Genomic DNA, 14004 nt, shown 5'->3' with positions numbered 1-14004 from the left:
CTTTTTTCTTTTATCGGGTGCATTCATGGTTTTTTGCTATTTTTAAGAATAAAGCACCCAGGTTTGAAGACAAAGGTCCGTTTACGAGATTTAAAGCTCAAGAACTTACGAGTTAAAAGAAGGCACTACCGCATAGGGTTGATCACCCTGGGTATTTTTGCTACCGTAATTCTAGCCTTTAACTTCTGGTTTATTGACCACGCGGAAGACGCTATTGAACAGATCGTTGATCAGCAGTCAAAAGGCAAATTAAAGCTGAAAATTGAAAAGTTCAGGTTCAACTGGATCAAAAACAGGATCGAACTGAATAAGGCTGTTTTTTATTCTGCCGACAGCTCTGCCAACTCTGTATATAATGTCAGCGTTAACCGGATCACCATTAAGGCAAAGGGGTTTTTGCCCCTGCTGTTCAACAAGGAAATTCTTATAGATTCCATCCACCTTTATTCACCATCAGTAACCCTTACCCGGCTGCAGGTAAGAACGAGGACAGCCCGTAAAAAAGATACCACAGGCACGTCTGCCGATGATCATTTTACGGTTTCGAGGGAAATGGGGCGGATCGCAAAATCGATCAATGACGCGATCAATGTACTAAAGATAAACCGTTTTCTTTTGGACAACGGCTCGCTTTCATTAATTGACAATACAAGGCCGGAAGAAACTCCTTTTGTTCTGAATAAAGTGCACATCCGCCTGGACGGTCTGCAGGTAGACAGTACCACCACGGGCAGGCACAAAAAGGTGGAAGGAAAGATCCTGTTTACAGAAGATATAGCCATTCAGACCCACGATCAGAACCTGACCCTCCCGGGAAACCGGCACATGATCAGCTTCAAGAACTTTAAGATCACCCTGCAGGATAAGCGTGTTGAGTTTGACAGCTGTACGATCCGTGGCGTAAAAGGCGACAGTTCTAAAACAGCCTTTAAGATCTATTTTGACAGTCTCCGCCTCACCAAAATCAACTTTGATACGCTGTTTTATTCCGAGGTCATTAAGGCTGATTCCGTATTTGCTGCGAATCCAAAGATTTTCCTGGATGTGGATGCTGACCAGAAAACGGCAAGGCATCACAATAAGCGCATTCAGAAGGTTGATGATCTTGTGCAGCAGCTTTTCGGGGACATTATGCTCAACTATGTGGTAGTGCAGAACGCCTTTATAAAAGTAAACACTATTAACAAGGGAAAGATCAATTCCTTTACTTCTAAAGACAATGATTTTGAACTGCAGGGCTTCCAGATACGGCAAAACTATGAGCAGCCCGTTCGGGTAGAAAAATTCCTGATGACTCTGCACAATTACCAGACATCGCTCCAGGACGGGCGTTATACCACGTCTTTTGACAGTGTACAGTTCCTGGATGATGCCATTTACCTTACAAAGTTCCGGCTGCAGGAGTTCCGTAAAGGAAAAGTGATCAACGACCTGCAGATGCCCAGGTTTGAACTGAAAGGGCTTTCCTGGGAAGCGCTCCTGTACCAGAACAAACTGAATGCCAGCAGTGCCACGTTCATGAACCCGGATATTACCTATTCCGTTGCGCCCAAAAAAAACAAAAAGGAAAAAAGTATTTTTCAAACATTAAGTGATATAGGGCAGGTAATGAACCTGGATGCGCTGGGTATCCGGAACGGGAATATCCATTTAAAATTCGGTAAAGGCGCCGCTCTTCATTTAAGCAATACCAACCTGTCCGTTTTACCGGGTGAGCTCACTGCATCAAAAAAAGTAAAAAATATACAGAACGCTGTAAAAACCCTCAATTTTACTAGGGCACGGTTCAGTAAAGGCCCGTTGACAGCAGTACTGAACAATGTTAAGATGGACAATGCCAACGGCCTCAAAGCAACAGATCTTGTTCTTAAAGGCGATGGTATTCATGCTGTAGCCAGCACGGTCGGTATCCGGGATGTGATCCTGGACAGCGCCAATCAGAACATGCTTTTATCCGGCCTGCACTGGGCAAGCGCTTCTGTTAATATTGATCAGCCCGCACAGGAAAACAAACAAAAAAAGAAGGCCCTCACAGGCTTGCTGCTAAAAGACCTTAAAGGCAATAATACCTCACTGAACGTTCACCGGGAGAACAGGAACATTACTGCATTTTTTAATTCCATTAATGCTAAAAGCATCTACAAAAAGAAGAATGCAGGTCTGATAGCGGAAGGCCTTGCCGTTGCCGGTAAGGATTTTTTAATGACTGGCCCGGATATGCGCTTAGCTGTAGATCAGATGCTGGTAAACGATCAGCAAAACAGTATTTTTAAAAACCTGCAGTTTCAAAAAATCACGGAAACAGATTCCATCCTTGTCAATATTCCGCAAATTGCCGTTATACCCAATATCAGCCGCATCATAAACGGCAACCTGCAACTAAACAAGATCATTCTTTCTGACCCGGATATACTGGCTCACTTTGGCAAAAAGGACACTGCCGGAGCAAAGAACAAAAAGAAAGCGCCGGAGATCCTTTTAGGAGAGGCATTACTGGAACGCCCCCACCTGGAGCTGCAGTTCGTGAACAAAAAAAATCAAACCAACACGATCAAATGGGATGGACAGGCAGCAAACAGCTACCTGCATATCCGTAACCTGAAATCCACAGAAAAGCAACTACTGGATGCAGATGCCGTAAAGGTATACCTGACCAATTTTGAGTTCCTGAACAACGATAATGGCAACCGGTTTGCAACTGACTATAACAAATTAAATATTTTATTGGAGCGCCTGCAGGCTAAAAAGAATGGCGATGAAAAAGTAGACTGGAGCACTTTACTAAGTGTGCTTTCCATGGATAAACTGGTTTTTGACAGCCTGGGGAAAAAGAATGCCGTTCTTAAGCTGGATGCCGGGGAAGTGCGCAATATTTATTTAGGCTCAGCAACCTTAAAGAATATAGGCGAAATTCTAAAAGCCAGTACAAGGCTGGATGTGCGCAGGGCTACCGGAAGCTTTACCACATTTAAGAACCATTTGCACTGGTACAATTTTAATTTCAAAAACGGTTTCTTTAAAGCAGACTCTCTTAACTTTTCGCCCAACCAGAGCATTGAAGACTACAGCAGGAAAAAGGCCTTTAATGAAGATTACCTGCAGGTGGCTACAGGCGCTATTACCGGCGGACCGTGGGATACAAAGATCTACGGGAACGACAGCATTCTAAAGATCGGCGGAGTACATATAGATTCCATTCGCCTGCTCTCCTTTAAAGATAAAACACAGCCGGACACAGCCATCAAATACAAACTGCTGCCTACCCGCCAGATCCTTGGCATTCCTATAAAAATAAATATTGACTCCCTGGGTCTTTCCAATATGTATGTTGAGTACAGGGAGATCAATCCCCAAACCAAAACACTGGGCATCATCCCTGTAAATAACCTGAATGCCCATATGTATCATATAAAGAACTATGACCTGGGTCCGGCGGACAGCCTGTTTATTGTTGCCGGTGCCAATGTAATAGGTGCCATGAACACACAACTACGCGTTCGTGAATCATACCTGGATACCGCCGGCCGTTTTTTAATGCAGGTGCGTACCGGCGCCCTGAACCTTGAAAAATGGAATGAAGTGCTGGTACCCCTGGTGGGCGCAGAAGTGCTGCGCGGGCATCTCGACAGCCTTACCATGACGGCCCTTGGCAATAACGGGTATTCCAAAGGGCAGCTACAAATGTATTACAGGGGCCTGAAGCTGCGTTTACTGGATAAGAAAAAGCTGCCGGAGAAAACGCAAACCTTTATGAATAAAGTAGTAAGCTGGGCGGCTAATGCACTTATTTTGCGCAAAAATAACAGGGGTAAAAGATCCCCGGTCTTCTTTGAACGGCTGACGGATAAGTCGCCCATCAATTTCCTCATCAAGTCCATTCTTTCCGGTATCAAATCCAGCATTGGTTTACCAGGCATTAGGAAGCAGGAACGGAGGTATATGAAAAAACTGAAAAAACAGGCGTCGTTAAAAAATACTTCAAAAGAAAAGCCGCTCTCGCTCAGATCACCCGAAGTTCTGAAGCTATGGAACGTGGAATCTGCAGAAGGATGATTGGAGCATCCGGGATTCAGAACAATGGGAAAATTTTATTCTCAGACGGGTTGCTGCCCCGTATATGAACAATAGCCAGGAACCGTCTTATATCAAAATCAGTATATAGTATGCTGCCGGTTACCGGCGCTTCTTATTTTTCAGGATCAGCGCTCCTATTGTAGGGCGCTGAAGAAGAGAGGGTTCCACTTCAAGAACCCTTTTCAGAAAGCGGGGGCCCTTTATTAGTCCTTCCTCAAATTCAACCAATGCCTGTTTGGGCTGATTCAGGCCAAAATAAAACAGCGCTTTATAATAATGAAACAATGGTTTTTCGGTTCCTAGGTGCAGGCAGGCATTTCTGATCTGCTCCAAGCCTTCATCAAAAAGCCCGGCCTTGTAAAGACCGATCAGCAGCGATTCCCAGCCCATCAGCTGTTTGGGGCGCAAACGCACCACATTCAGGAAATACTGTAATGCGTCCTTATCCAGTCCCAAAGCCAGTTTGCTTTGGCCCATCAGCAATAAATACTCGGGGTTATTATTCCTGATCCTTAAGGCGGCCTCCAGTTGGCGGATACATTGCTCAAACTGATCTTCCTTGTAATAGGTCAATGCTATTTTATACAGCAACGCGCCTTTGTCTTCATTAAGATGCGATGCCTTACGGAAATAAAACCGGGCCTGCGCATAGTTTTTCAGCTTTTCATAACAATAGCCAATGGCTTCGTAAATAACATCTTCCGGCTTGGCCAGTTCCAGCACCCTTTCCAGGCTTTCAATAGCCTCCTTATATTTTCTGAGCCGGATGTATGCATCACCAATATTACGGTAGGCATAGTCAAACTTTTCATCAATAGCTACGGCATATTTATAAGCATCAATGGCTTTCTCATACAGTTTTATACCCTGGTAAGCCGCGCCCAGGTTAAACCAGGCCAGCTCACTGTAAGGATATTCATTAATGATCTTCTGGTGCAGCTCAATACTTTCCGCGTTCCTGCCGGTATAATCTGTCCAGAAGCAGATCTTGTACAGCGCTTCTTCATTATTGGGTTCCAGCTCCAGGATCCATTTCAGGCAGTCAAACACCTTTTCAAAATCCTCATAGTCGTCATAAACATCTGCCAGCTCAAAAAGCAGGTCAATCTTTTCATCGCCTTCAAAAAGGTTCAGTGCTTCTCCCAGCAGCGCAACGGCTTCCTCCTGCCGGTCCAGGGCCAGTAACGCCTCCGTTTTCAGAATATAAATATCAATATCGTTGCTGTCAAAGATGGCTGCTTTATCCAGCAGTTCCAGCGCTGTATCATACTCCCGGTTGTTCAGCACAAGGTCTGCTTTTTTTACCAGTAACCCGGCTGAGTAAGGAAATTGTTCTATAGCTATTTCTGTAGCCTGGAGTGCTTTTTTAAAGGCTTCTTTCGATTCAAAATAATTTATAATACGTTCAAAAGATTCTTCTTCAAGATAGGATACGGAATTACCATTTCTAAGGTCTTCATAGCGTTGCAGTAACTCTTCCATTTCTTCCTTGCGCTCTTCACTTTGGTGGGAATATTCTCTCATATCGTCTCCTTTATTTCATTATCAAAACCACAAAACCCTTATTTTGTTCCAATATAGTAAAATATTGTTATTGGGCGCCCAAACAAGTTATCCTCCGGTGTGCAAAACTTTATAATAAGAGTCCCTAAACCAGACGTTTGTTGCATTCACATCAACAAACTAACTATCAATAAGTTACATTTTATATCTGCCCTCATAACCCTGATTGAATAATTTTCAATTAAAAACCAGAACAGGTGTTAGCAAACTAAATATAAGTGGGTATGGGTTAAAAAAAAATTAAAATTTCCAAATCTTAATATTATGTTGTATTTTTGTTTAAGTTTAAATCAGTAAATTCATTAAAAATGTTGAAAACCTTCTTACTAAGCACAATTTTTGTCCTGGTTATAGGGGGTGTTTCTTATGCTAACGAAGATCCCTCTGTTAATTTTGACCGCGGAAAAGAAAAATCAAAGAGCGCTTATTTTTCTGATTCCAGGTTTAACGGGCAGTTAAACTCTTTTTCTTTGCGTTCCAAATACCAGTTCAGAGGTGATAAATTATTAACAAACGAAAGTTCAAATAATAATTATGTTAACTTGAACACTTCCATTTCTTACCAGAAGGGGCAGAACACTTATATTGTTCCTTACAAAAAGAAAGTAGTGCTTAACAGATTTACATTTAATCCGAACGAAACCCTCAGGAATTATTCAAAGTAACCGGGTTTTGTTAAAAAGAAAAAATCGCGTTGTAAAACGCGATTTTTTTTTGTACTCCCTGATGGGGCTGTATCAAAAGTTCACTATTGTCTTGCTGAATTTATTTCAGCATCTAAATGAACTATGATTCTCAATAGATTCTGAACCTGGTTCAGAACGGCATTACGTTCTGAAATGCCTTTTGATACAGCCTCTTTTTGTGCTCCTTGATGCCCGCAGGTATTTCTTCCGGATCACGTCCTGCACATTGATCCCGTATAGTTTACTTTCCAGCCAGCTGATCACATCCAGATAGGCAAAGGCTCTTGCTTCAAGGCGGTTATGTTGATAACGCTTCAGCTTGGTCAGCAGTTTTTCAAATTCAGGCCGGATGGTCTTTGCATTAAATTTAAAGGCGTTCCTTAAAAAACGGAACATCTCCTCCTCTACCTTGCTCAGGTTCTCCATTTTGGCCATATAGCGGTAAACAGATTTGATCAGGTATTCCAGCAGATCAAAATTTCCTAATTCATAATGGGCTATTAAGTGCAACAGCCTTGAATAACATTGCAGGTCGGTTCTCAGGTCATCCTTTTGATTAATGATCCGGTTTAAATAATCAATCGCTTTTTTATTGTCACCACTGCCAAAATACAGGCAGGCTATTTTATAATAGAATACCATTACTTTATGCCGGTCCAGATACAGCCCATGCTCTACCAGCATTTCTTCCAGGTAAGGAACCATCTTTAAGCCTTTATTAAACGTCCCCTCCAGGAAGTGCAGGTTGATCACCGCGGTATACAGGTACACATAACCGGTAATACGGTTATTGTTATTATCCTGCACCAGCTTTGTTTGCACAAAGTGCTTGAATTGTTTAATGGTAGCCGCCAGTTTATCCCGGTTCATCAGGTCAAAATGCGCGCTCATCAGGTTATGCACCCCTTTAATATACATGGTTGTTTCAAGTGCGATCATCTGCGGGTTCGTCTCAAACGTATCCACCCATTTTTGGGTATACCTGTAAAACATCAGGAAATCCAGCTTTATAAACGCATACCAGGCATAACTCTGGTAATAGTATTGCTTTTCGTAAAAACCCTGAAGCTGCGCCGCATTCTTAGGGAGGCTTTTCTCAAAAAAAAGCCGCACTGTTTTAATATCGTTCTCGTTTCTTGCATGGCCGTTCTGTATATACCAGCTGTATAACTGTAATGCAAGGTTTGAAAGCGTATTGATATTATTGACGGTTTCTGTAACCGCGTCCGCTTCCCGCGCCAGTTCATCGGCCCGGTTCTGAATGCTGCGGGTAATGTACAGGCCCTCTATCTTTTTTTCAAAAAAAAGCGCCTGCTGTAAATAGGTCAGCTGGTGGTAGCATCTTGCCAGCTCTTTCATTTTATCCAGTATCTTCAACGTTTGCAGGTATAAGCCTTTATTATAAAGAATGCGCGCGCTGTCCATCATTTCACGCAACTGCATATCCACATTCATATCCTCCCGGATGATCCGCAGGCTCCCCAGGATCTGCTTATACAGCAATGCCTTGGTATTAGACAATTGTTGCTTGCTTACGGCAGGCACTTTTTTCAGCAGCATCTTTTCATCATACTCCGGAAGCTTGTCCAGGGCATTGAACAGTTGCATGCTTTTTAAGGTTTCCGCCCCTGAGTTCCTGCCGGCAAAAAGCTTTAAATTACGTTTCTCAGATTTTTCCAGCGATTTTATCAATTGAAACAAAGCGTCTGTCGATTTACTGGGCATCGTAATTTGGTCCTCCTTTTATAATTGATTATCAATAAATTAAAATTCAATAACTTCTTTTATTCAATGTAAGTATCTTCATAAATTGGTTTCCATATTCCGGAACCTCTGGTTATTTTTAATATTATAACAATCAACTGCATTATTCAGTTATATCAGCAGGTATTGAAAATAACAATTCTAAATTAAATAAATTGAATTATGGCGGATAACAAGGTTTTTATTTTTGACACTACATTGAGGGATGGCGAGCAGGTGCCCGGTTGCAAGCTGAATACGGAAGAAAAAATCAAATTGGCACTGAAACTGGAAGCTCTTGGCGTAGACATTATTGAAGCCGGTTTTCCCATTTCAAGCCCCGGAGATTTTGCTTCCGTAAATGAAATAGCAAAAGTGGTAAAGAATGCCACCATATGCGGTCTTACCCGTGCCGTACAAAAGGACATTGAAGTGGCTGCTGAAGCGCTCAAACCTGCTGTTCGCCCGCGCATTCATACGGGTATCGGTTCATCAGACAATCACATCAAATACAAATTCAACACCACCCGTGAAGATATACTGGAACGTGCTGTTAAAGCAGTAAAGCTGGCGCGCAACCTGGTACCGGATGTGGAATTCTTTGCAGAAGATGCCGGCCGGGCCGATCTTCAGTTCCTGGCACAGCTGGCAGAGGCCGTTATTGCCGCAGGCGCTACTGTGGTAAATGTTCCGGACACCACCGGTTCCTGTTTGCCGCATCAGTATGCTGAAAAATTCACGTACCTGTTAAATAATGTGCCCAACGCTGATAAAGCCATTTTCAGCTGTCATTGCCATAATGACCTGGGCCTGGCTACGGCCAACTCAATAGCCGGCGCCATTGCAGGCGCAAGACAGATCGAATGCACCATTAATGGCATTGGCGAGCGCGCAGGGAACACTTCTCTGGAAGAAGTGGTAATGGCTATAAAAAAGCACCCTGAGCTGAACCTGTATACAGATGTGGATACCACGCAATTATTACCAATAAGCCGGAATGTGGCAGATACCATGCGCATGGTGGTGCAACCCAATAAGGCCGTCGTCGGTGACAATGCTTTTTCGCACTCATCCGGCATTCACCAGGATGGGTTCCTTAAAGAGTCTTCCACTTATGAGATCATCGCCCCGCATGAAGTGGGCGCGGACACTTCCCGCATTGTATTAACAGCGCGCAGCGGCCGCAGTGCACTGGCTTACCGTTTCAAAAATCTGGGATATGATTTTGACCGCAATCAGGTAGATGAGCTGTATCAGCAGTTCCTGAATGTGGCGGATGCCAAAAAAGAAGTAGAGGATCATGATCTGAAAGAGATGGCAGACAAAGTAAAGTCGATGGCATAACTTTTTAACCGGCTGCAGCATTAACAGCAGTGCTCTTGCTACACCCAGTTCAGCAGCAGTGCTTCTATCAGCCGTACAACCCAGTAAACACCTTATCCGGAGGTTGAAACATGGAACGGAACTTTAATATTATTTTAAACAATGTAACAGTGCAACAGGCGGGCAGGCTGCTGTTGGACAACATCAGCTTTACCCTAAATGCCGGAGAGCACCTGGCCCTGTTTGGCGCAAGCGGCAGTGGTAAAACCTTGCTGGCAAAAGCCCTGAAGGGAGAACTATTCCATGCCGGCACTATAGCTTATAAAAGGAACAATGAACCCGTAAAACCCACCGTAGCCTATGTTCCTGCAACGCATCCCTTAAAAAACAAATCCAATGTTGCTGATTTCTATTACCAGCAACGCTTCAATACCTGTGATGCGGAAGATGCGGCAACCTTAACAGAAGAGCTGTTAAAAAAAGGAAGCCCGGAGGCGATCAGCAACTGGCTGGAGCAGTTTCAGCTAACACACCGTGCTCATACGCCTTTGATCCAGCTGTCCAATGGTGAATTAAAGAAAATGCAGCTGATCAGCCATTTGTTAGCGCACCCGGACATCCTGATCCTGGATAAAGTATTTACCGGCCTGGATGTCAAAAGCCGGAAGGTATTGCACAAAGTGCTGAACCAGCTGGCAGCAGACGGCATTACTCTAATATTGATAACCGACAGCCATGAGCTGCCTGCAAGCATTACTCATTTTGCAGAAATGGCAGACGGGGCAGTGATCAATTATGCTCCTGTAGAAAAGCTGGGCTTTATGGAATCTATGCAGGTGCGGCAATTTGAGGCCCCGCTTCCGGCAATGAAAAAAGCCTACCATATAGGTCCGCTCATTACCATGAAGGACGTTACTATCCGGTATGGCAATACCATTATTTTAAACAATATCAACTGGCAGGTAAACAATGGAGAGTGCTGGCAAATCAAAGGCCACAACGGTGCCGGCAAATCTACCCTGCTCAGTTTAATAAACGGGGATAACCCGCAGGCTTATTCCCAGCAAATCTATTTATTCGGCAAAAGACGGGGCACCGGTGAAAGCATCTGGGATATTAAAAGCCGCATCGGCTTTGTGTCGCCCGAACTGCAGAATTTCTTTGACCGCTCCACATCTATTGCACAGGCGGTAGGTTCCGGCTTCTTTGATACGATCGGGCTGTTCCGGAAATTAAATGAGGCCCAGACCGCAAAAGTAAATGAATGGCTTTCGTTCTTTGCATTACAGGACAAAGCGCATCGCCCGCTGTCTTCTTTATCAAGTGGCGAGCAGCGCCTGGTGCTCATTGCAAGAGCATTGATCAAAGACCCGCTGATGCTGGCGCTGGATGAGCCCTGCCAGGGGTTGGATGACCAGCAGTCAAAAATGGTGGTGCAGCTGTTAGAGCGCATTCACCGGGAAACGGGAATGACCCAGCTCTTCATCAGCCATTATGACGACGAGGTTCCTGCCTGTGTAAAACACGTACTGGAACTGAACAAAGGGATACCTGCGGTTTATAAAAAGACCGTTCCACACCCGGTCATAAAATCAAAAACCGCATTAACACATAAGGCTTTATAAAATGAAAAAGAAGATCGCGATCATAGAAGAGCCGGGGGCAGCAGCAGAAGCAACAGAACAGGCAGCAAAGGTATTAAAAGCTGTTGCCGAGCAGTATGAGCATCTGTTTGAGTTTACATCTGTTTTGCCCGATCTTTCAGCACCGCATCTTTCGCAGGATTCAAAAGATATTATTGCAGTTGCTGACGCAGTGCTCTTCGCAGGCAGTGCAGCAGCGGAAGTAATTCAAAAAGAATTCCCGCTGTTTGCCATTGCGCAGCCGGTGGTGGTATATCATTCACTGCATCATTTATCGCCTTTAAAGAATAAATACATTGAGAACGTAAATCTGATCCTTTACCAGGAGCCCACTTTAACAGCAGGCGAGGGCAGCCGCAGGAGAATTGCCCAGTCTGCTTTTGAGCAGGCTTCAGGCCGGAAACAAAAAATTACGTTTATCCGTACTTCTGAAGCAGCCGGCAGCACGGCTTCCTGGCAGCCCCTGCTGACACAATATGGTAAAGAATATCCCGGAGTGCTCATTGAGCATATGGAAATAAGCAATGCCATACGGGCATTCATGCACCACCCGGCAGATTTTGATGTCATCATCACTAACATGGATGCGGGCTACTACCTGTTTCATCAGGCAGCGGCACTTTCCGGCACCCCGGCAATGATCCCTTCTGTTCTGGCCACAGAGCACAGTTCTTTCTTCGGTCCTGCTTTTGGCATAAAGGACGCAGATACAGGAAAAAATCAGGTCAACCCGGCAGGAACAATTCTGGCAGCCGCTATCATGCTGAATTATTTTAACATGCATGAAGAGGCGTTAATTGTGCGCACCGCTGTAAACTGGACATTGCTGCATGGTTTTGTTGCAAAAGATATTGACCCGGTCAATAATTATTCAACCAGTACAATAGGTGAGCTGATCAGCGATTTTATACGGGGCTCTATACCCGGCTTTGCCAAAGGTGAAAATATGGCATTGCAGAAATCAACGATCATTTAACCATTTCGTATAGTTCTTTATATACATCAATTTTTTTCTGTTAAAAAATTTTGATGCAAACAGCAGAGGCTTTATATTCGCTGAAAGCTTCTCCAATTGATGTTTGACAATGCACATAACCGTTCTCAATTATTCCGCAATGCTATTGTGGTCTTTGCCATTGTCATTTTACATAAAAATGGAGGAGGGATTATTTAGTAAAACAAACGGATTTCCGATATAACCCGCCTCCATAAAGGCGGGTTTTTTAGTATACGATTTAAACATAATAAACATAAGCAAACAGTATGGCAGAGTTAAACAAGTATTCCAGGACCCTTACACAGGATGAAACGCTACCGGGCGCGCAGGCAATGTATTATGCCATCGGTTTTAAAGAGGAAGATTTCGGTAAGCCGCAGGTGGGCATTGTAAGCATGGGATGGGACGGCAATCCCTGTAACATGCACCTGAACGACCTGGCCACAAAAGTGCGTGACAGCGTAAACGCTGAAAATCTTAAAGGTTTAAGGTTTTATACCATCGGAGTGAGTGACGGCATCAGTATGGGTACTAATGGAATGCGTTACAGCCTTGTTAGCCGCGACCTGATTGCGGACAGCATTGAAACCAACGCAGGTGCTCAATACTACGATGCATTGATCACCATTCCGGGTTGCGATAAAAATATGCCGGGTTCATTAATGGCCATGGCACGGCTGAATCGCCCGGGTATTATGCTGTACGGCGGCACCATTGCAGCCGGTCATTATAAAGGACAGGATAACCTCAACATTGTTTCAGCCTTTGAAGCATTGGGGCAAAAGATCGCAGGGAACCTGGATGAGGCAGATTTTAAAGGCATTATCCGTCATTCCTGCCCGGGAGCAGGTGCCTGTGGCGGCATGTACACCGCAAATACAATGGCAAGTGCGGCTGAAGCCCTGGGCATGAGCCTGCCCTACTCCAGCAGTAACCCTGCCTTAAGTGAAGACAAGCAGAAAGAGTGTGAAACCATCGGTAAGGCCATTAAACTGTTACTGGAAAAAGATATTAAACCCAAAGACATTATGACACGCAAGGCATTTGAAAATGCCATTACCGTAATAATGGTCCTGGGCGGAAGCACCAATGCCGTGCTGCACCTGATTGCCGTGGCAAAAGCTGCAGGTGTGGATCTGACCATTGATGATTTTCAGAAAATAAGCGATAAAGTGCCTATGCTGGCCGATTTTAAGCCAAGCGGAAAATACCTGATGGAGGATTTACACAAACAGGGTGGCTTACCCCCGGTAATGAAGTATTTATTAAAGAACGGAATGCTGCACGGCGACTGCCTTACCGTAACCGGAAAGACCGTTGCAGAAAATTTGCAGGATGTGCCGGAACTGAATTTTGATGAACAGAAAATTGTGCAGCCGTTAGAAGACCCCATAAAGAAAACAGGGCACCTGCAGATACTGTACGGAAACCTTGCCGAGGGCGGAAGCGTGGCAAAGATTACCGGGAAAGAAGGTGAGCGCTTTGAAGGCACCGCGCGCGTATTTGACGGTGAGCAGGATCTGATCGCTGGTATATCAAGCGGCAGGGTGCATGCAGGCGATGTGGTGGTTATACGTAACATCGGGCCCAAAGGCGCACCCGGCATGCCCGAAATGCTGAAACCCACAGGAGCCATCATTGGTGCAGGTTTGGGTAATTCTGTTGCCCTGATTACCGATGGCCGGTTCAGCGGAGGTACGCACGGCTTTGTTGTAGGGCATATTACCCCGGAAGCTTATGAAGGCGGCTTAATAGGCCTGGTGCAGGATAATGACATTATTGAAATAGATGCCATTAAGAACACGCTTACGTTAAAAGTTTCCGAGGAAGAAATTGCCAAACGCCGGGCCGCGTGGAAACGCCCTGCGCCTAAGGCCACCAGCGGTGTGCTGTACAAATATGCAAAATTTGTGAAGTCTGCGAGTGAAGGCTGTGTAACGGATGAAGCGTAATTTTGTAACAGGCAAATACCTTA

The 14004-nt window shown here is 44.6% G+C and carries 8 protein-coding genes; 6 read left to right on the top strand and 2 right to left on the bottom strand.

The genetic code is table 11. From position 1 onward, the window contains the following. Positions 1-63 precede the first annotated feature (63 nt). Complete coding sequence (locus tag A8C56_RS02105; RefSeq protein WP_179946956.1) at positions 64-4053, top strand: AsmA family protein; 3990 nt, start codon at positions 64-66, stop codon at positions 4051-4053. A gap of 120 nt (positions 4054-4173) precedes the next feature. On the opposite strand, the gene A8C56_RS02100 is transcribed toward A8C56_RS02105, so the two are convergent. Next, on the bottom strand, positions 4174-5598 hold the full coding sequence (locus A8C56_RS02100; RefSeq protein ID WP_067751402.1) for a tetratricopeptide repeat protein: 1425 nt from the start codon (positions 5596-5598) through the stop codon (positions 4174-4176). Positions 5599-5945: 347 nt separating this feature from the next. On the opposite strand from A8C56_RS02100, the gene A8C56_RS02095 reads away from it, so the two are divergent. Further along, positions 5946-6302 carry a hypothetical protein gene (locus A8C56_RS02095; RefSeq protein ID WP_067751398.1) on the top strand — a complete coding sequence of 119 codons (357 nt, stop codon included), beginning with the start codon at positions 5946-5948 and terminating at the stop codon, positions 6300-6302. A 162-nt stretch (positions 6303-6464) separates the two neighbouring features. Here A8C56_RS02095 and A8C56_RS02090 read toward each other — a convergent pair whose 3' ends face one another. Further along, entirely contained in the window at positions 6465-8024 is a 1560-nt protein-coding gene (locus tag A8C56_RS02090; protein WP_317041090.1) for a hypothetical protein, read from the bottom strand. A gap of 225 nt (positions 8025-8249) precedes the next feature. On the opposite strand from A8C56_RS02090, the gene A8C56_RS02085 reads away from it, so the two are divergent. The 4 genes from A8C56_RS02085 (at position 8250) to ilvD (ending at position 13981) form a co-directional block, all read left to right on the top strand. Next, the gene (locus A8C56_RS02085) at positions 8250-9410 is read left to right on the top strand and encodes a 2-isopropylmalate synthase (RefSeq protein WP_067751393.1); all 1161 of its coding nucleotides are present in this window, start codon (positions 8250-8252) and stop codon (positions 9408-9410) included. Between the two features lie 110 nt (positions 9411-9520). Further along, positions 9521-11014, top strand: coding sequence for an ATP-binding cassette domain-containing protein (locus A8C56_RS02080; protein WP_067751388.1), 1494 nt, complete (start codon positions 9521-9523; stop codon positions 11012-11014). A gap of 1 nt (position 11015) precedes the next feature. Then, positions 11016-12008, top strand: a complete 993-nt coding sequence (locus A8C56_RS02075) for an isocitrate/isopropylmalate family dehydrogenase (RefSeq protein WP_067751384.1) — start codon at positions 11016-11018, stop codon at positions 12006-12008. Positions 12009-12295: 287 nt separating this feature from the next. Further along, a complete protein-coding gene (ilvD, locus tag A8C56_RS02070) occupies positions 12296-13981 on the top strand; it encodes a dihydroxy-acid dehydratase (RefSeq protein WP_067751381.1) in 1686 nt (561 codons plus the stop codon). The last annotated feature ends 23 nt before the right edge of the window (positions 13982-14004 follow it).

The organism is Niabella ginsenosidivorans, from assembly GCF_001654455.1.
Lineage (GTDB): Bacteria > Bacteroidota > Bacteroidia > Chitinophagales > Chitinophagaceae > Niabella > Niabella ginsenosidivorans.
The sequence above is the reverse complement of the archived record's forward strand: the minus strand, read 5'-3'. Positions and strand labels throughout refer to the sequence as shown.

What these genes read in the sequence shown, in the direction of transcription:
- A8C56_RS02100 (WP_067751402.1), bottom strand. Translation starts at nt 5,598, where the DNA reads ATGAGAGAATATTCCCACCAAAGTGAAGAGCGCAAGGAAGAAATGGAA.
- A8C56_RS02095 (WP_067751398.1), top strand. Translation starts at nt 5,946, where the DNA reads ATGTTGAAAACCTTCTTACTAAGCACAATTTTTGTCCTGGTTATAGGG.
- A8C56_RS02085 (WP_067751393.1), top strand. Translation starts at nt 8,250, where the DNA reads ATGGCGGATAACAAGGTTTTTATTTTTGACACTACATTGAGGGATGGC.
- A8C56_RS02080 (WP_067751388.1), top strand. Translation starts at nt 9,521, where the DNA reads ATGGAACGGAACTTTAATATTATTTTAAACAATGTAACAGTGCAACAG.
- A8C56_RS02075 (WP_067751384.1), top strand. Translation starts at nt 11,016, where the DNA reads ATGAAAAAGAAGATCGCGATCATAGAAGAGCCGGGGGCAGCAGCAGAA.
- ilvD (WP_067751381.1), top strand. Translation starts at nt 12,296, where the DNA reads ATGGCAGAGTTAAACAAGTATTCCAGGACCCTTACACAGGATGAAACG.